This is a genomic window from Streptomyces humidus, assembly GCF_014649655.1.
GTDB lineage: Bacteria > Actinomycetota > Actinomycetes > Streptomycetales > Streptomycetaceae > Streptomyces > Streptomyces humidus.
Genome location: NZ_BMTL01000047.1, coordinates 22,383 through 38,847, shown reverse-complemented (window position 1 = coordinate 38,847; position 16,465 = coordinate 22,383). Strand labels below are relative to the sequence as shown.

The following is a 16,465-nucleotide window of genomic DNA, read 5'->3' as shown; positions in this document are numbered from 1 at the left end:
CGCGGGGCAGCAGAATCAGGGAGTCGGCAACCCTCCGTCGAGGCGCACGCCACCTCGCCGACATCCACTGTTACCTGTCCGTCAGGCGGACCTCGGCGGCGAACGGCACTGGGTGCCGGATACGGTGGGTACACCATGAGCGCTTCGCAGACCTCGTCCTCCGACGTCCCCACACTCCTTGTCAAGATCTTCGGCAAGGACAGGCCGGGCATCACGGCCGGCCTCTTCGACACCCTCGCCGCCTACTCCGTCGACGTGGTCGACATCGAGCAGGTCGTCACGCGAGGCCGAATGGTGCTGTGCGCGCTCGTGACCCAGCCGCCTGCCGGTCTCGAGGGCGACCTGCGGTCGACGGTCCACAGCTGGGCCGAGTCGATGAAGATGCAGGCGGAGATCATCTCCGGCCTCGGCGACAACCGGCCGCGCGGCCTCGGCCGGTCGCTGGTCACCGTGCTCGGGCATCCGCTCACCGCGGAGGCCACGGCGGCGATAGCCGCGAAGATCACCAAGGCCGGCGGGAACATCGACCGTATATTCCGGCTGGCCAAGTACCCCGTCACAGCGGTCGAGTTCGCCGTCTCCGGTGTGGAGGCCGGGCCGCTGCGCACCGCCCTGGTCAGGGACGCGGGGGTGCTCGGCGTGGACGTCGCCGTCGTGGACGCGGGGCTCTACCGGCGGGCCCAGCGCCTCGTCGTCATGGACGTCGACTCGACCCTCATCCAGGACGAGGTGATCGAACTCTTCGCCGCGCACGCGGGCTGCGAGGACCGGGTCGCCGAGGTCACAGCGGCGGCGATGCGCGGGGAGCTCGACTTCGAGCAGTCGCTGCACGCGCGGGTGGCGCTGCTCGAGGGGCTGGACGCCTCGGTCGTGGACAAGGTGCGCGCCGAGGTGCGGCTGACGCCGGGGGCGCGCACCCTGATCAGGACGCTGAAGCGGCTCGGCTACCAGGTGGGCGTCGTCTCCGGCGGTTTCACCCAGGTCACCGACGATCTGCAGGAGCGGCTCGGGCTGGACTTCGCCCAGGCCAACACGCTGGAGATCGTCGACGGGAAGCTGACGGGCCGCGTCACCGGCGAGATCGTGGACCGGGCCGGCAAGGCGCGGCTGCTGCGCCGGTTCGCCGCCGAGGCGGGCGTGCCGCTCTCGCAGACCGTGGCGATCGGCGACGGCGCCAACGACCTCGACATGCTCAACGCGGCCGGCCTCGGGGTCGCCTTCAACGCCAAGCCGGTGGTGCGCGAGGCGGCGCACACGGCGGTGAACGTGCCGTTCCTGGACACCGTCCTGTATCTGCTGGGCATCACCCGCGAAGAGGTCGAGGCCGCGGAGACGCACGACGAGCAGTAGCCCCCGCACTCCGCACGGTCGGACCGGGCGCCCGTGTGCGCGCGGACGAGAGGTGCGGACGCCTGCGGACGGGTGAGGACGCGTGAACGCGCCCGCGGACGGACGAGGAGAGCCCGGCGCCACCGTGCCGAGTGGTCGCCGGGCTCTCCTGCGTGCCGGTCAGGTCACTCTTCGGGGGCCCAGTAGTCGCGCAGCGTGGCCACGCCCGGCTCCAGGGCCTTCCAGGGGCCCTCGAAGGAGAGCACGGCGAAGGCGGCGGCCGGGAAGCCACGGCGGCTCATGCGTTCGCCCGCGTCGCCTTCGGAACTCCCGGACAGGATGTCCGCGAGACCCTGGATCCCGGGGTTGTGGCCGATCACGACGATGGTGCGCACGTCGTCGGGGCTTTCGTTGAGCAGGGCGATCAGCTCACCCGGAGAGGCCTCGTAGATCCGCTCCTCGTAGACGGTTTTCGGCCGATGCGGGAACTCATGGACCGCGAGTTTCCACGTCTCCCGGGTACGGGTCGAGGTGGAGCACAGGGCCAGGTCCACGGGGATGCCGGTGTCGGTCAGCCTGCGTCCGGCGACGGCCGCGTCCATACGGCCCCGCTCAGCGAGCGGGCGCTCATGGTCGGTCACCTGTGGCCAGTCGGCTTTCGCATGGCGGAAGAGGACGATCCTGCGGGGTTCTGCGACGCTCATGAGTCCCAGCTTCGCATGAAACAGGCCAGTGGGCGCAGGGAGTTGACATGGGTCTTCACCAGCGCTCGGAGGCGGTCCGGATCCGCTCTCCCGGCACGGCGGCGCCCTTCACGGCGGACTGCACGGAATCCGGCGCGGGACTGCACGGCCTCCGGCCCGTGGCGGCGCGGACTCCGGCGGCTGCGCTCCTAGCGGGCGATCAGCATCTGCACGCGCTCGACGAGGTGGGTGATCACCGGGTCGCCGCCGGCCGCGTGGGCGTCTGCGGGGTTCAGTATCAGCAGGAGCAGGGTGGCGAAGGCGAGCGACGGGAGGGCGAAGGCCCACCAGGGCAGCCGGGTGTCGACGCCGCCCGAGGCAGCCGGGTGGGGCCGGGTGTGCGTTGGGGCCGGCATGGGAGCCTCCGCTGTCTTCGAGTGGTCCGTGGACCGTGGCGGTGATCGCTGTCCGCGGTCACATGTCGAAGTTACGGAACGGACGGCCGTCAACCCATCCGGTGACCCACCCACTTGACCCTGACCCTCACCCCCTAGGGGACAGGGGGGCTGACCCCACCCCCGGTCGGAGCCGGTCGCCGTCCACCCCGTCCACGCCGCGACGGCGGACCGGGCAGAGCTGCTGCGAAGGGGGACGGCGAGGAGCGGCGGCGGCGCAGTGGCCGGGACGTCAGGGCGAGGCGAGTGTCGCGATGACGGCGATGATCACGAAGATGGCCAAGAACGAGCCGAAGACGAGCAGCATCTTCTTCTGGCCGTTCTGCGGATTCGGGTCGAGCACTGGCATGCCGCCAGTCTCGCACCCCGGGTCCGCAGCGGCCGCGCCGGGGTCAGCGGGCGGCGGCCTCGTCCTCCACCGTGCGGTCCCGGCCGGCCAGGACCCCCACCGCCGTCTGCGGGATCATCAGGGCCGCCATGAGCGCGAGGGGCAGGCCCCAGCCGCCGCTGTGCTGGTAGAGCACTCCCACCAGGAGCGGGCCCGGGATGGAGATCAGGTAGCCGGCGCTCTGCGCGAAGGCCGACAGCTGGGCGACGCCCGCGCCGGTCCTGGCCCGCAACCCGACCATCGTCAGGGCCAGCGGGAAAGCGCAGCCGGAGATGCCCAGCAGCACGGCCCAAGCCCAGGCCCCGGCGGCGGGCGCAAGGTAGAGCCCGGCGTATCCGACGAGGCCGCAGGCGCCGAGCGCGACCACGATCGGGCCCTGGTGCGGCAGCCGGGTGGCGACCCGCGGGATGACGAAGGCCAGGGGCACGCCCATCGCCATCGTCACCGCGAGGAGCACGCCTGCCGTACTCGCGGACACGCCCGCGTCCCGGAAGATCTGCGGCATCCAGCCCATGGAGATGTAGGCGGCGGTGGCCTGGAGGCCGAAGAAGACGGCCAGGGCCCAGGCGGTCCGGCTGCGGGTGACGCGCAGCGCGGCGCCGGAAGGGTGGCTCCCGCGCGTGGGGTCGTGCGCGTGGTCGTGTACGGCGGGACGAGGCACGCGCGCCCCCTGCCGCGACCGCGCCACCCGCGTCCCCCGGGTCTCCCGCTCCCCCAGCGGTTGCTCCAGCCGCTCCCCCGGCCGCTCCCCCGGTCCCTGGGCCGCCCGTCGGTCCTGCGGCTCTCCGGCAGGTCCCGCGGAGCGTGTCGCCGTCGTGGCGCCGCCCGGTTCCGTCCGCCGGTCGCGTACCAACGGCAGCCACGGCAGGACGGCCGCGGCCGCCAGGCCCGCCCACACCGCGAGGCCGGTACGCCAACTGCCGCCCAGCGCCTCGGTCATGGGCACGGTGACGGCGGCGGCGGCGGAGGTGCCCAGGGCGAGGGCCATCGAGTACAGGCCGGTCATCGAGCCGACCCGGTCGGGGAAGTGCCGCTTGACGATGACGGGCATCAGGACGTTGCCGACGGCTATGCCCATGAGGGCGAGGGCGCTGGCGGCGAGGAAGCCGGCGGTCCCTGCAAGGTACGGGCGGAGGATCAGTCCGGCCGTGACGGCGGCCATGCCCGCGCACACCACCGCGCCCGGCCCGAAACGGCGGGCGAGACGCGGGGCCATGACCCCGAAGGCGGCGAAGCAGAGCGGGGGCACGGAGGTGAGCAGGCCGGCCACGCTTCCGCTCATGCCCAGCCCGTCGCGGACCTCCTCGAGGAGGGCGCCGAGGCTGGTGATGGCGGGGCGGAGGTTGAGGGCGGCCAGGACGATGGCGACGACGAGCAGGCGCGCCGCCCACGCGCGCGGGGCGACGGGCGAGCGCGGCTCGTCCTCCACGGGGACACGGAAGGACGAGGACGTCGTGCGGGTCTGCTCACTCACCATGCCGCCCATCATAGAATCATAGGATGATTGGTTGTCCATGCTCAAGTGCCCCTCGTCGCCCCGGGCCGTGCGAAGGTGTGCCATGCCCCTGAGCCATCCCCGCCGCTCGGCGCTGTCCGAACAGGTCATCGCCGCCCTGCGCACCCAGATCACCTCGGGCGAGTGGCCGGTGGGCTCACGCATCCCGACCGAGCCCGAGCTGGTCGAGCAGCTGGGCGTCGCGCGCAACACGGTCCGCGAGGCGGTCCGAGCGCTCGCGCACAACGGTCTGCTGGACATCCGGCAGGGCTCGGGCACCTACGTCGTGGCGACCAGCGAACTGGCGGGCGTGATGCACCGGCGCTTCGCCGGCGCCGACCCCCGGCACATCGCCGAACTGCGGGCCACCCTGGAGTCGAGCGCGGCCAAGCTCGCGGCCGAGCGGCGCACGGACAAGGACCTGAAGCAGCTGGACGCGCTGCTGCTGCGGCGCGAGCAGGCGTGGGAGTCGGGCGACGCGGAGGCCTTCGTGGCGGCGGACACCACTTTCCACCTGGCGGTGGTGGCGGCCTCCCACAACGACGTCATGACGGCGATGTACGCGGACCTGGGCGAGGTGCTGCGGGACTGGCTGCGCGAGGACGTGGGCGGGCAGCTGACGCCCGAGACCTACATGGACCACTCCCGGCTGGTGGACGCGATCCGCGCGGGCGCCGCGGACACGGCCGCGGTCGAGGCGGCCGCCTATCCGCTGCTCTGCCGGCCAGGGCGGTTCACCGCTTCTGGTGGCTGACCCACGCCGACCCGACCTCCTTCCAGCAACGGCCGGCGAGCCGCACGGAACGGGCGGGGCCGACGTCGGCGGGGGCGCCGTCGGTGTCCACGTCCCACCAGCGCTCGCACTCGATGTGCAGGCTGACGCGGTCGGTGTCGGCGTAGGGGTTGTGACAGCGGGCGACGACGCGGGAGCCGCTGACCTCGATCCGACACTCCGCGCCGAACGGCTCCGGGTGCTCCGCGCGCGCGTGGCCGTACACCCCGTACGGCGGACAGAGGACGAGCGCGACGGCGGCGGTCACTGGAGCGAGACTACGGAACAGGCGCACAAGGGAACCTCCTCGGCAGAGCTGGGGAGGGAAGCGCGCGAGGGGAACGCGCACTTAAGAATGCCTGTTCGGCGGCGTCGGCCGCCCGACCGGATGGGCCGTACGGGTGACGCGGGTGAGGGCCCGCGTCACCCAGGACGCGGGCCCTCACCCGTCAGCGGCGCTCAGGGCGCTCAGTGGCGTTCAGCAGCGCACGGCGGCAGGTCACGCGCCGATGGCGTGCAGACCGCCGTCCACGTGGACGATCTCGCCCGTGGTCTTCGGGAACCAGTCGCTGAGCAGGGCGACGACGCCGCGGCCGGCCGGCTCGGGGTCCTTGAGGTCCCACTCCAGCGGCGAGCGGCTGTCCCACACGGAGGCCAGCTCACCGAAGCCCGGGATGGACTTGGCGGCCATGGAGCCCAGCGGGCCCGCCGAGACGAGGTTGCAGCGGATGTTCTGCTTGCCGAGGTCACGCGCCATGTAGCGGCTGGTGGCCTCCAGGGCGGCCTTGGCGGGGCCCATCCAGTCGTACTGCGGCCAGGCGAACGAGGCGTCGAAGGTGAGGCCGACGACCGAGCCGCCGTTCTGCATCAGCGGCAGGCAGGCCATGGTCAGCGACTTCAGGGAGAACGCCGAGACGTGCATGGCCGTGGCGACCGACTCGAACGGCGTGTTGAGGAAGTTGCCGCCGAGCGCGTCCTGCGGCGCGAAGCCGATGGAGTGCACCACGCCGTCCAGGCCGCCGAGCTCCTCGCCGACGATGTCCGCGAGGCGCCCGAGGTGCTCGTCGTTCGTCACGTCGAGCTCGATGACCTTGGTGGGCTTGGGGAGCTTCTTGGCGATGCGCTCGGTCAGCGTGGGCCGCGGGAACGCGGTGAGGATGATCTCGGCGCCCTGCTCCTGGGCCAGCTTGGCGGTGTGGAAGGCGATGGAGGACTCCGTCAGCACGCCGGTGATCAGGACGCGCTTGCCCTCGAGAATTCCGCTCATGGTGATCAGTGACCCATTCCCAGTCCGCCGTCAACGGGGATGACGGCTCCAGTGATGTACGAGGCGTCGTCCGAGGCGAGGAACCGCACCGTCGCGGCAATCTCCTCCGGCTGCGCGTACCGGCCGAGCGGGACCTGCGAGACGATGCCCGCGCGCTGCTCTTCGGTGAGCGCCTTGGTCATGTCGGTGTCCACGAAGCCGGGCGCGACGACGTTGAAAGTGATGTTGCGGGATCCCAGCTCACGGGCGAGGGAGCGCGCGAAGCCGACCAGGGCGGCCTTGGAGGCGGCGTAGTTCGCCTGCCCCGGCGAGCCGTACAGCCCGACCACCGAGGAGATGAGCACGACGCGGCCCTTCTTGGCGCGCAGCATGCCGCGGTTGGCGCGCTTGACCACACGGAAGGTGCCGGTCAGGTTGGTGTCGATGACCGAGGTGAAGTCCTCCTCGCTCATACGCATCAGGAGCTGGTCCTTGGTGATGCCGGCGTTGGCGATCAGGATCTCGACGGGGCCGTGCTGCGCCTCGATCTCCTTGTAGGCCTGCTCCACCTGCTCGGGGTCGGTGATGTCGCACCGGACGGCGAGGCAGCCCAGTTCCGTCAGGGCGGCCGGTGGCTCGCCCGAGCGGTACGTGATCGCGACCTTGTCGCCGGCGTCGGCGAACGCGCGGGCGATGGCGAGGCCGATGCCCCGGTTTCCTCCGGTGACGAGAACCGAGCGGCTCAACTGATCACCCTTTCGATTGGGGTCTGACACGCCTGCCCGCACTCCGGACGGCAGGCGGCTTCCCTCGAAACCTATCGGTCCGCTTCGGCCCGCGGACATTCGGGCACCGACAGTGGCGCACGGGGCTGGCTGTGGGGTCCCTACAGAAAGTTTGCGGAAGCGCGGCGGAAGGTGTGGTCCACCGGCCGCCGGGCGCGACATGATCGGGGTCTTCACACGCGACGACTCCAGGGAGAGACGTAGGTGCCTCATAGCATCGATGAAAGTTTCACGGCCCTGCCCCTACGCGCACTCGCCGACGCCGCTCTCGCGCGTGCGCGTGCGCTCGGGGCGGCGCACGCGGACTTCCGGTTCGAGCGGGTGCGCAGCGCGTCCTGGCGGCTGCGGGACGCCAAGCCCGCCGGGTCGTCCGACACGACCGACCTCGGGTACGCGGTGCGCGTCGTGCACGGCGGCACGTGGGGCTTCGCGTCCGGCGTGGATCTGACGATGGATGCGGCGGCCCGCGTCGCCTCGCAGGCCGTGGCGATGGCCAAGCTCTCGGCGCAGGTGATCAGGGCGGCCGGGTCCGACGAACTCGTGGAGCTGGCCGACGAGCCGGTGCACGCCGACAGGACGTGGATCTCGTCCTATGAGATCGACCCGTTCACCGTGCCGGACGAGGAGAAGGCGGCGCTCCTCGCGGACTGGAGCGCGCGGCTGCTGGCGGCGAACGGGATCAACCACGTGGACGCCTCGCTGCTCACCGTCCACGAAAACAAGTTCTACGCCGACACGGCCGGCACGGTGACGACCCAGCAGCGGGTGCGGCTGCACCCGGCGCTGAACGCCGTGTCGGTCGACGAGTCCAGCGGCGAGTTCGACTCGATGCGCACGATCGCGCCGCCCGTCGGACGCGGCTGGGAGTACCTCACCGGGACCGGCTGGGACTGGGACGACGAACTGGCCCGGATCCCGGAGCTGCTCGCCGAGAAGATGCGGGCGCCGAGCGTGGATCCGGGGCTGTACGACCTGGTCGTGGACCCGTCCAACCTGTGGCTGACCATCCATGAGTCCATCGGCCACGCCACCGAGCTGGACCGCGCCCTCGGCTACGAGGCCGCCTACGCCGGCACCTCCTTCGCCACCTTCGACCAGCTCGGCAAGCTGCGCTACGGCTCGGACCTGATGAACGTCACGGGCGACCGCACCGCCGAGCACGGCCTGGCGACCGTCGGCTACGACGACGAGGGCGTCGAGGGCCAGTCCTGGGACCTGGTGAAGGACGGCACGCTCGTCGGCTACCAGCTGGACCGGCGGATCGCGAAGCTCACCGGGTTCGAGCGGTCCAACGGCTGCGCGTTCGCCGACTCCCCCGGCCATGTGCCGGTGCAGCGCATGGCCAACGTGTCGCTGCGGCCGGATCCCGCCGGGATGTCGACCGAGGACCTCATCGGCAGCGTCGACCGCGGCATCTACGTCGTCGGCGACCGCTCCTGGTCCATCGACATGCAGCGCTACAACTTCCAGTTCACCGGCCAGCGGTTCTTCCGGATCGAGAACGGGCGGATCACGGGGCAGCTGCGTGACGTGGCCTACCAGGCGACGACGACGGACTTCTGGGGCTCGATGGCGGCGGTGGGCGGTCCGCAGACCTACGTCCTCGGCGGCGCGTTCAACTGCGGCAAGGCTCAGCCCGGTCAGGTCGCGGCGGTGTCCCACGGCTGCCCGTCGGCCCTGTTCAAGGGCGTCAACATTCTGAACACCACGCAGGAGGCCGGCCGATGAGCGCCCGAAGCAACACGCCGCACGAGGTCGTCGAGCGCGCCCTCGAGCTGTCGCGGGCGGACGGCTGTGTCGTCATCGCCGACGAGCGGTCCACGGCGAACCTGCGCTGGGCGGGCAACGCGCTGACGACCAACGGCGTCACGCGCGGGCGCACGCTCACCGTGATCGCCACGGTCGACGGCAAGGAGGGCACCGCCTCGGGCGTGGTCTCCCGGGCGGCGGTGACCGCGGACGAGCTGGAGCCGCTGGTGCGGGCCGCCGAGGCCGCCGCGCGCGGTGCGGGCCCCGCCGAGGACGCGCAGCCGCTGGTCACGGGCGTGGCGCAGTCCCCCGAGTTCACCGACGCGCCCGCGGAGACCTCGTCGGCGGTGTTCGCCGACTTCGCCCCGGCGCTGGGTGAGGCGTTCGCCCGCGCGCGGGCCGGCGGTCGCGAGCTGTACGGGTTCGCCAACCATGAGCTCGTCTCGACGTACCTGGGCACCTCGACCGGGCTGCGGCTGCGGCACGATCAGCCGAACGGGACGCTGGAGCTGAACGGCAAGTCGCCGGACCGGACGCGCTCGGCGTGGGCGGGGTGCTCCACCCGCGACTTCAAGGACGTCGACCCGGCGGCGCTCGACGCCGAGCTGGCCGTACGGCTGGGCTGGGCGCAGCGGCGGGTCGAACTGCCCGCCGGGCGGTACGAGACGCTGCTGCCGCCGACCGCGGTGGCCGACCTGCTGATCTACCAGCTGTGGTCGGCGTCGGGCCGGGACGCGACCGAGGGCCGTACGGTGTTCTCCAAGCCCGGCGGCGGCACCCGGCTCGGGGAGAAGCTGACCGATCTGCCGCTGACGTTGCGCAGCGACCCCGACGAGCCCGGTCTGGAGTCGGCGCCGTTCGTCATCGCGCACTCGTCCGGCGGCGACCAGTCGGTGTTCGACAACGGGCTGCCGCTGCGGTCCACCGAGTGGATCGGCGCGGGCGAGCTGAAGCATCTGACGACCACCCGGCACAGCGCGGCCCTGACCGGGCTGCCGACGGCTCCGGCGGGCGACAACCTGATCCTCGACGGCGGCGAGGACCGCTCGCTGGAGGAGATGGTGGCGAGCACCCGCCGCGGGCTGCTGCTGACCTGCCTGTGGTACATCCGCGAGGTCGACCCGGCGACCCTGCTGCTGACCGGCCTGACCCGGGACGGTGTGTATCTCGTCGAGGACGGCGAGGTGGTCGGCGAGGTGAACAACTTCCGTTTCAACGAGTCGCCGGTCGGCCTGCTGGGCCGTGCCTCGGAGGCGGGGCGCACGGAAAAGACGCTGCCCCGGGAGTGGAGCGACTGGTTCACTAGGGCTGCCATGCCCGCGCTGCGGGTGCCGGACTTCAATATGAGCTCTGTCAGCCAGGGCGTATAACCTCGTAGCCGGCAGTCGTGCGGACGACCGGGCGGACCGCCCGCAGAGCTTCAAGAAGATCATCGAGGAGATACGAGAACCGTGACGGACATCGTCGACGAGCTGAAGTGGCGCGGCCTGTGGGCCCTGTCCACTGACGAGGACGCTTTGCGCAAGGCGCTCGCGGACGGTCCCGTCACGTTCTATTGCGGTTTCGACCCCACCGCGGCCAGTCTGCACGTCGGCCACCTGGTGCAGGTCCTCACCATGCGCCGGCTCCAGCAGGCGGGTCTGCGGCCGCTGGCCCTGGTGGGCGGGGCGACCGGTCAGATCGGCGACCCCCGTCCCACGGCGGAACGCACGCTGAACGACCCGGAGACGGTTGCGGACTGGGTGACGCGGCTGCGTGCGCAGATCGAGCCGTTCCTGTCCTTCGAGGGCGAGAACGCCGCGGTGATGGTCAACAACCTGGACTGGACGGCCGGCATGTCGGCCATCGAGTTCCTGCGGGACATCGGCAAGCACTTCCGCGTCAACAAGATGCTCACCAAGGACTCGGTCGCCCGGCGGCTGGAGTCCCAGGAGGGCATCAGCTACACGGAGTTCAGCTACCAGCTGCTGCAGGGCATGGATTTCCTGGAGCTGTACCGCCGGTACGGCTGCACGCTCCAGCAGGGCGGCAGCGACCAGTGGGGCAACCTCACTGCGGGCCTGGACCTGATCCACCGGCTGGAGCCCGAGGCCGAGGCGCACTGTCTGGCGACGCCGCTGATGGTCAAGGCGGACGGCACCAAGTTCGGCAAGACCGAGGGCGGCGCCGTCTGGCTCGACCCGGAGCTGACGACACCGTACGCGTTCTACCAGTTCTGGCTGAACGTGGACGACCGGGACATCTCGACGTACCTGCGGATCCTGTCCTTCCGGTCCCGCGAGGAGCTCGAGGAGCTGGAGCGGCAGACCGAGGAGCGTCCGCAGGCCCGTGCCGCCCAGCGTGCGCTGGCCGAGGAGCTGACGACGCTGGTGCACGGCGCCGACCAGACCGCCGCGGTGATCGCCGCCTCCAGGGCGCTGTTCGGCCAGGGCGAACTGGGCGCGCTCGACGAGCGGACCCTGGCCGCGGCGCTCTCCGAGGTGCCGCACGCCCGGGTCGCCGAGCCGGGCTTGGTCGTGGACCTGTTCGCCGAGGTCGGGCTCGTGGCCAGCAAGTCGGCTGCCCGGCGGACGGTGAAGGAGGGCGGGGCCTACGTGAACAACGTCAAGGTCACGGCCGAGGACGCGGTCCCCGCGCGGGAGGACCTGCTGCACGGGCGGTGGCTGGTGCTGCGGCGCGGGAAGAAGAACCTGGCCGCCGTGGAGGTCACCGGCTGACCGGCTCGTCATGTACGGCACGAGGGGCGGCTTCCCGCGGGAGGCCGCCCCTTCGGCTCGCTCCGGAGCGGGCCCGCGCGCCCAGGGTCCGGCCGCCTCGGGCGGCGTGCTTCAGGCGGCGCGCTGCTGCTTCCTCTTGCCCAGCGTCGCCATGTACAGCATGTCGCCCAGGGCGACGATGATGACCGCCGCGATCAGCTGGAGCACATGGCGGCTCCAGTCGATGCCGGGTGTGGACTCGACCCCCAGCACACCGGCGAGGGCGTTGCCCACGACCGCGCCCAGCATGCCGAAGATGGTGGTCAGCCAGAGCGGACTGTGCTGCTTGCCCGGGAGGATCGCCTTGGCGATCAGGCCCAGCACGAAACCCACGATGATCGCCCACAGCCAGCCCATCCCCACGCCTCCTCGTACGGCCCTGCGTCAGCATTGCCCTCAGTCTCGGTCCGCTCGCCGTACGGCGCGCGGCGGGTGCGGCCGTACGCGGGACGGCGCAGGGCGTCCGCCCCGGGGAGGGCCGCCCCGGCCTCGTTGGGGGCCGGGGCGCGGCGTACCGTGGAAGTCGGTGAGAGGCCGAGGCGGGCGGACGGTGGAATGTGATGCGGAAGCAAGGTGGCCGTGGGGGCGTCGAGGTGTTCCGGATCACCGGGGCGCGGCAGGGTCTCCAGGACGATGTGCGGGGCCGGCAGCGCCGGTACGTCATCTCGATGTCGGTCCGCACGGTGGCGGTAGTGCTCGCGGCGACCCTGTGGAACGTGGAACGGTATGTGGCCGTCGTGGCGTTGGTCCTGGGGCTGGTGCTCCCGTATATCGCGGTGGTGATCGCCAACGCGGGGCGGGAGAACGTGCCCTCGCTCCCTTCCACCTTCCTCACCTCGCCGGTCCGGCCGATGGTCACCCGGTCTCGCGACGACGACGAGCCCTCGGGGTCCGCCCCGCAAGCGGAATCCCACCCGCAGGAGGAGGGCGCGCCGGGGGCCGTCCGGGAGGAATCCGCACCCGGTTCGGCCGAGCGACGACGGTGAGCGGGCTGTGGGCGAGCGGTGAACGGACTGTGCGCGAACCTCAGGAAAAGCTCAGATCAATCATGTTGTTCCAGTGCCGGGCGGACGGTCGGCCGTGACATACTTCGTACGCGCTCCGCATCCCCCGTCGGAGCGACGGACCGACGCCGGGCAGCTCCCCCCGTGGCTGCTCGGCGTCGCCTTTGTGTGCGTGTGGGTGAGACGAAGCAGTGAGTGACGAGACCCCTGTCTGTTCTGCCAAGGGCTGCCGTGCGGACGCGGTGTGGGTGCTGGCGTGGAACAACCCGAAACTCCACACGCCCGAGCGGCGCAAGACATGGCTCGCCTGCGACGAGCACCGTGAGCATCTGTCGCAGTTCCTCGGCGTTCGCGGCTTCCTCAAGGACGTCGTCCCGCTGACCGAGTGGGAGTCCGCGCGGACCGGGTAGCCGGAGACCGCGCGGCTCGCCGGCCGGGGCGGCGTGGAGCGCGCCGCGCAGAGGGCGGGCCGCCTGGGTGCGCCCGGCGGGTCCTAGCCTCCGATCGCCGACATCGGGCGGTCCGGCTGCAGGAAGCTCGGGTCGTCCAGGCCCGAGCCGGCCTTCTTGCCCCACATCGCCAGCCGCCAGATGCGGGCTATCTCCTCGTCGGGGGCGTCGGAGCGCAGGGCGGCCCTCAGGTCGGTCTCCTCGCGGGCGAAGAGGCAGGTGCGGACCTGGCCGTCGGCCGTGAGGCGGGTGCGGTCGCAGGCGGCGCAGAACGGGCGGGTGACCGAGGCGATGACACCGACGCGGTGGGGCCCGCCGTTCACCAGCCAGCGTTCGGCCGGGGCGGAGCCGCGCTCGTCCTGGGCCTCGGGGGTGAGGTCGAAGCGGGTGCGCAGGGAGGCCAGGATGTCCCCGGCCGTGACCATGCCCTCGCGCTTCCAGCCGTGCTGCGCGTCCAGCGGCATCTGCTCGATGAAGCGCAGCTCGTAGTCGTGGTCGACGGCCCAGGACAGCAGGTCCGGGGCTTCGTCCTCGTTCAGGCCCGGCATCAGGACCGTGTTCACCTTCACCGGCGTCAGGCCCGCCTCGCGGGCGGCTTCGAGGCCTTCGAGGACGTCCTTGTGGCGGTCCCGGCGGGTGAGGGTCTTGAAGACGTCGGGGCGCAGGGTGTCGAGGGAGACGTTGACCCGGTCCAGGCCCGCCGCCTTCAGGGCCGTGGCGGTGCGGCGCAGACCGATGCCGTTCGTCGTCAACGACGTGACGGGGCGGGGGTCGAGGGCCGCGACCCGCTCGACGATGCCGACCAGGCCCGGGCGCAACAGGGGCTCGCCGCCCGTGAAGCGGACCTCCTCGATGCCGAGGGCGGTGACCGCGATGCCGATCAGGCGGACGATCTCGTCGTCCGTGAGGAGGTCGGGCTTCGCCAGCCACTGCAGGCCTTCCTCGGGCATGCAGTAGGTACAGCGCAGGTTGCACCGGTCGGTGAGCGAGACCCTCAGGTCGGTGGCCACTCGGCCGTAGGTGTCGATGAGCACGTGGGCCCCCTCCCTCGTAGCGGTCGCGTGTTCCCTGCCGTCACTTGTGAGCCTACGTGACGCCGCTGACATCGACAGGGGCCGGTCTCACAGGATCCTGGGCGTCAGAGCGGGGCCGCGTCGTAGGGATCTACGACGCGGCCGCGTGAAGGGGCTCGGTCAGCGGTGGTTCAGTGGGCTCCGGTGCCGGTCAGGGAGCGGACCTCCAGTTCGGCGTACTTGGCCTTGTCGGGCTCCTCCTTCGACAGCAGGGTGCCGACGACGCCCAGCAGGAAGCCGACCGGGATCGAGATGATGCCGGGGTTCTCCAGCGGGAACCAGTGGAAGTCGACTTCCGGGAACATCGAGGAGGGCTTGCCCGAGACGACCGGCGAGAACAGCACCAGGCCGACCGCCGTGACCAGGCCGCCGTAGATCGACCACAGGGCTCCGGACGTGGTGAACCGCTTCCAGAAGAGGCTGTAGAGGATCGTCGGGAGGTTGGCGGAGGCGGCGACCGCGAAGGCCAGGGCGACCAGGCCGGCGACGTTCAGGTCGCGGGCGAGGGCGCCCAGGAGGATGGAGACGGCGCCGATGCCTACGGTCGCGTACCGGGCCGCGCTCATCTCCTCCTTCTCGGTGGCGGTGCCCTTCTTGATGACGTTGGCGTAGATGTCGTGGGCGAAGGACGAGGAAGAGGCCAGGGTGAGGCCGGCGACGACCGCGAGGATGGTGGCGAAGGCGACCGCCGAGATGGTGGCGAGCAGGATGGCGCCCCAGTTGGAGTCGACGCCGCCCAGATGGAGGGCGAGCAGGGGCGCCGCCGTGTTGCCCGCCTTGTTGGACGCGGTGATCTCGTCCGGCTTGATCAGCGCGGCGGCGCCGAAGCCGAGGGCGAGGGTCATCAGGTAGAAGGAGCCGATCAGACCGATGGCCCACAGGACCGACTTGCGGGCGGCCTTGGCGGTGGGAACGGTGTAGAAGCGGATCAGGATGTGCGGCAGGCCGGCGGTGCCCAGGACGAGGGCGATGCCGAGCGAGATGAAGTCCAGCTTGGTGGTGCCGGTGGCGCCGTACTTCAGGCCGGGCTCCAGGAACGCCGCGCCCTTGCCGCTGTTGTCGGCGGCCGAGCCCAGCAGGTCGGAGACGTTGAAGTCGAACTTCAGCAGGACCAGGAAGGTGAGCAGCAGGGCGCCGACGATGAGCAGGACCGCCTTGACCATCTGGACCCAGGTGGTGCCCTTCATGCCGCCGATGGTCACGTAGACGATCATCAGTACGCCGACCAGGGCCACGATGCCGATCTTGCCGCCGTCGCTGGTGATGCCGAGGAGGAGCGAGACCAGGACGCCCGCGCCCGCCATCTGGGCGAGCAGGTAGAAGATCGACACGACGATGGTCGAGGTGCCGGCGGCCGTGCGGACCGGTCGCTGGCGCATGCGGTAGGCCAGGACGTCGCCCATGGTGTAACGGCCGGAGTTGCGCAGCGGCTCGGCGACCAGGAGCAGGGCGACCAGCCAGGCCACCAGGAAGCCGATGGAGTACAGGAAGCCGTCGTAGCCGAAGAGGGCGATGGCGCCCGCGATGCCCAGGAACGACGCGGCGGACATGTAGTCGCCGGAGACGGCGAGACCGTTCTGGAAGCCGGTGAACTGGCGGCCGCCGGCGTAGAAGTCGGCGGCGTCCTTGGTCTGCCGACCGGCCCAGACGGTGATGACGAGGGTCGCGGCCACGAACACCGAGAACAGGATGATGATCAGTGTGCGGTGCTCGCTCGCCTCGCCGGCGGCGAGCAGGGCGGTGTGCTGTGCGGGGCTCATTCGCCCGCCTCCATCCGGGACTTGATGGCCTCGGCCCTGGGGTCGAACTTGGCGGCCGCGGTCCGCGCGTACCACCAGGCGATGAGGAAGGTGGTGAGGAACTGGGCGAGACCCAGGGCGAGGGCCACGTTGAGGTTGCCGACGAGCTTGGTGCCCATGAAGTCGCCCGCGTAGTTGGAGAGCAGGACGTACAGCAGGTACCAGGCGATGAAGGCGAAGGCCAGCGGGAAGGCGAAGCCCCGGTAGGCGCCGCGCAGTTCACCGAACTCCGCGCTCTCCTGCACCGCGACGAACTCCTCGGTGGAGGGGAGCTGGGCTGGGGATTTCGAGGGGGGCGGTGTCTCGGTGGCCACGGAGTCTCCTCGTTGCGGGTGCGGGTGGGACGGCGACGGAGGCGAGTGTCCTCTCGCTCCCTGCCCAAGGTCACGGGGCCGCACGAGGACGGGTTCAACGCGTCGGGCGGGTTTGTCGAAGTGGTCTGCGGCCGGTCGTGGCCGGGGAGCTCGGGCCGTTCAGGGTCA

18 protein-coding genes are annotated in these 16,465 nt (G+C 71.3%); 7 read left to right on the top strand and 11 right to left on the bottom strand.

Annotation, left to right across the window (positions count from 1 at the left end; translation table 11 throughout):
• The first annotated feature begins 135 nt into the window (after nt 1-135).
• Nucleotides 136-1,350, top strand: coding sequence for a phosphoserine phosphatase SerB (gene serB, locus IE239_RS36920; RefSeq protein WP_190153829.1), 1,215 nt, complete (start codon nt 136-138; stop codon nt 1,348-1,350).
• 164 nt (nt 1,351-1,514) lie between these two features.
• Here the strand turns inward: serB and IE239_RS36915 are convergent, their stop codons facing one another.
• The 4 genes from IE239_RS36915 to IE239_RS36905 form a co-directional block, all read right to left on the bottom strand.
• Entirely contained in the window at nt 1,515-2,033 is a 519-nt protein-coding gene (locus tag IE239_RS36915; protein ID WP_190153828.1) for a SixA phosphatase family protein, read from the bottom strand.
• A gap of 188 nt (nt 2,034-2,221) precedes the next feature.
• Entirely contained in the window at nt 2,222-2,428 is a 207-nt protein-coding gene (locus tag IE239_RS36910; protein WP_190153827.1) for a hypothetical protein, read from the bottom strand.
• Nucleotides 2,429-2,699: 271 nt separating this feature from the next.
• Nucleotides 2,700-2,816 carry an SGM_5486 family transporter-associated protein gene (locus IE239_RS43070; RefSeq protein WP_107450844.1) on the bottom strand — a complete coding sequence of 39 codons (117 nt, stop codon included), beginning with the start codon at nt 2,814-2,816 and terminating at the stop codon, nt 2,700-2,702.
• A 43-nt stretch (nt 2,817-2,859) separates the two neighbouring features.
• Entirely contained in the window at nt 2,860-4,344 is a 1,485-nt protein-coding gene (locus IE239_RS36905) for a CynX/NimT family MFS transporter (RefSeq protein WP_229878617.1), read from the bottom strand.
• 70 nt (nt 4,345-4,414) lie between these two features.
• Here IE239_RS36905 and IE239_RS36900 point away from each other — a divergent pair, with 70 nt between their 5' ends.
• On the top strand, nt 4,415-5,104 hold the full coding sequence (locus tag IE239_RS36900) for a FadR/GntR family transcriptional regulator (RefSeq protein WP_190153825.1): 690 nt from the start codon (nt 4,415-4,417) through the stop codon (nt 5,102-5,104).
• Here IE239_RS36900 and IE239_RS36895 read toward each other — a convergent pair.
• The 3 genes from IE239_RS36895 to fabG all read right to left on the bottom strand — a co-directional run bounded on the left by IE239_RS36895 (nt 5,085) and on the right by fabG (nt 7,114).
• Nucleotides 5,085-5,417 (bottom strand): hypothetical protein, encoded by a 333-nt coding sequence (locus IE239_RS36895; RefSeq protein WP_190153824.1) that lies wholly within the window; start codon nt 5,415-5,417, stop codon nt 5,085-5,087. The genes IE239_RS36900 and IE239_RS36895 overlap by 20 nt on opposite strands.
• Before the next feature lie 204 nt (nt 5,418-5,621).
• A complete protein-coding gene (gene fabI, locus IE239_RS36890; protein WP_069772942.1) occupies nt 5,622-6,389 on the bottom strand; it encodes an enoyl-ACP reductase FabI in 768 nt (255 codons plus the stop codon).
• Between the two features lie 5 nt (nt 6,390-6,394).
• Nucleotides 6,395-7,114: a 3-oxoacyl-[acyl-carrier-protein] reductase gene (gene fabG, locus IE239_RS36885; RefSeq protein WP_190153823.1), complete on the bottom strand. Its 720-nt coding sequence runs from the start codon at nt 7,112-7,114 to the stop codon at nt 6,395-6,397.
• Between the two features lie 243 nt (nt 7,115-7,357).
• On the opposite strand from fabG, the gene IE239_RS36880 reads away from it, so the two are divergent.
• The 3 genes from IE239_RS36880 to tyrS all read left to right on the top strand — a co-directional run bounded on the left by IE239_RS36880 (nt 7,358) and on the right by tyrS (nt 11,619).
• A complete protein-coding gene (locus IE239_RS36880) occupies nt 7,358-8,881 on the top strand; it encodes a TldD/PmbA family protein (protein WP_190153822.1) in 1,524 nt (507 codons plus the stop codon).
• Entirely contained in the window at nt 8,878-10,272 is a 1,395-nt protein-coding gene (locus tag IE239_RS36875) for a metallopeptidase TldD-related protein (protein ID WP_190153821.1), read from the top strand. Before IE239_RS36880 ends, IE239_RS36875 begins: the two co-directional genes overlap by 4 nt.
• Nucleotides 10,273-10,353: 81 nt before the next feature.
• Nucleotides 10,354-11,619: a tyrosine--tRNA ligase gene (gene tyrS, locus IE239_RS36870; protein WP_190153820.1), complete on the top strand. Its 1,266-nt coding sequence runs from the start codon at nt 10,354-10,356 to the stop codon at nt 11,617-11,619.
• Nucleotides 11,620-11,730: 111 nt separating this feature from the next.
• Here tyrS and IE239_RS36865 read toward each other — a convergent pair whose 3' ends face one another.
• On the bottom strand, nt 11,731-12,015 hold the full coding sequence (locus tag IE239_RS36865) for a GlsB/YeaQ/YmgE family stress response membrane protein (RefSeq protein ID WP_190153819.1): 285 nt from the start codon (nt 12,013-12,015) through the stop codon (nt 11,731-11,733).
• Between the two features lie 203 nt (nt 12,016-12,218).
• Between IE239_RS36865 and IE239_RS36860 the strand changes: the two genes are divergently transcribed.
• Entirely contained in the window at nt 12,219-12,644 is a 426-nt protein-coding gene (locus tag IE239_RS36860) for a DUF3099 domain-containing protein (RefSeq protein WP_190153818.1), read from the top strand.
• 209 nt (nt 12,645-12,853) lie between these two features.
• The gene (locus tag IE239_RS36855) at nt 12,854-13,072 is read left to right on the top strand and encodes a hypothetical protein (RefSeq protein ID WP_190153817.1); all 219 of its coding nucleotides are present in this window, start codon (nt 12,854-12,856) and stop codon (nt 13,070-13,072) included.
• Between the two features lie 83 nt (nt 13,073-13,155).
• Here the strand turns inward: IE239_RS36855 and moaA are convergent, their stop codons facing one another.
• From moaA to IE239_RS36840, 3 genes are all read right to left on the bottom strand, one after another.
• Nucleotides 13,156-14,145 carry a GTP 3',8-cyclase MoaA gene (gene moaA / locus IE239_RS36850; RefSeq protein ID WP_229878616.1) on the bottom strand — a complete coding sequence of 330 codons (990 nt, stop codon included), beginning with the start codon at nt 14,143-14,145 and terminating at the stop codon, nt 13,156-13,158.
• Between the two features lie 170 nt (nt 14,146-14,315).
• Nucleotides 14,316-15,944 carry a monocarboxylic acid transporter gene (locus tag IE239_RS36845; protein WP_190153815.1) on the bottom strand — a complete coding sequence of 543 codons (1,629 nt, stop codon included), beginning with the start codon at nt 15,942-15,944 and terminating at the stop codon, nt 14,316-14,318.
• A complete protein-coding gene (locus IE239_RS36840) occupies nt 15,941-16,297 on the bottom strand; it encodes a DUF485 domain-containing protein (protein ID WP_190153814.1) in 357 nt (118 codons plus the stop codon). The genes IE239_RS36845 and IE239_RS36840 overlap by 4 nt, the downstream gene beginning before the upstream one ends.
• Nucleotides 16,298-16,465 lie beyond the last annotated feature (168 nt).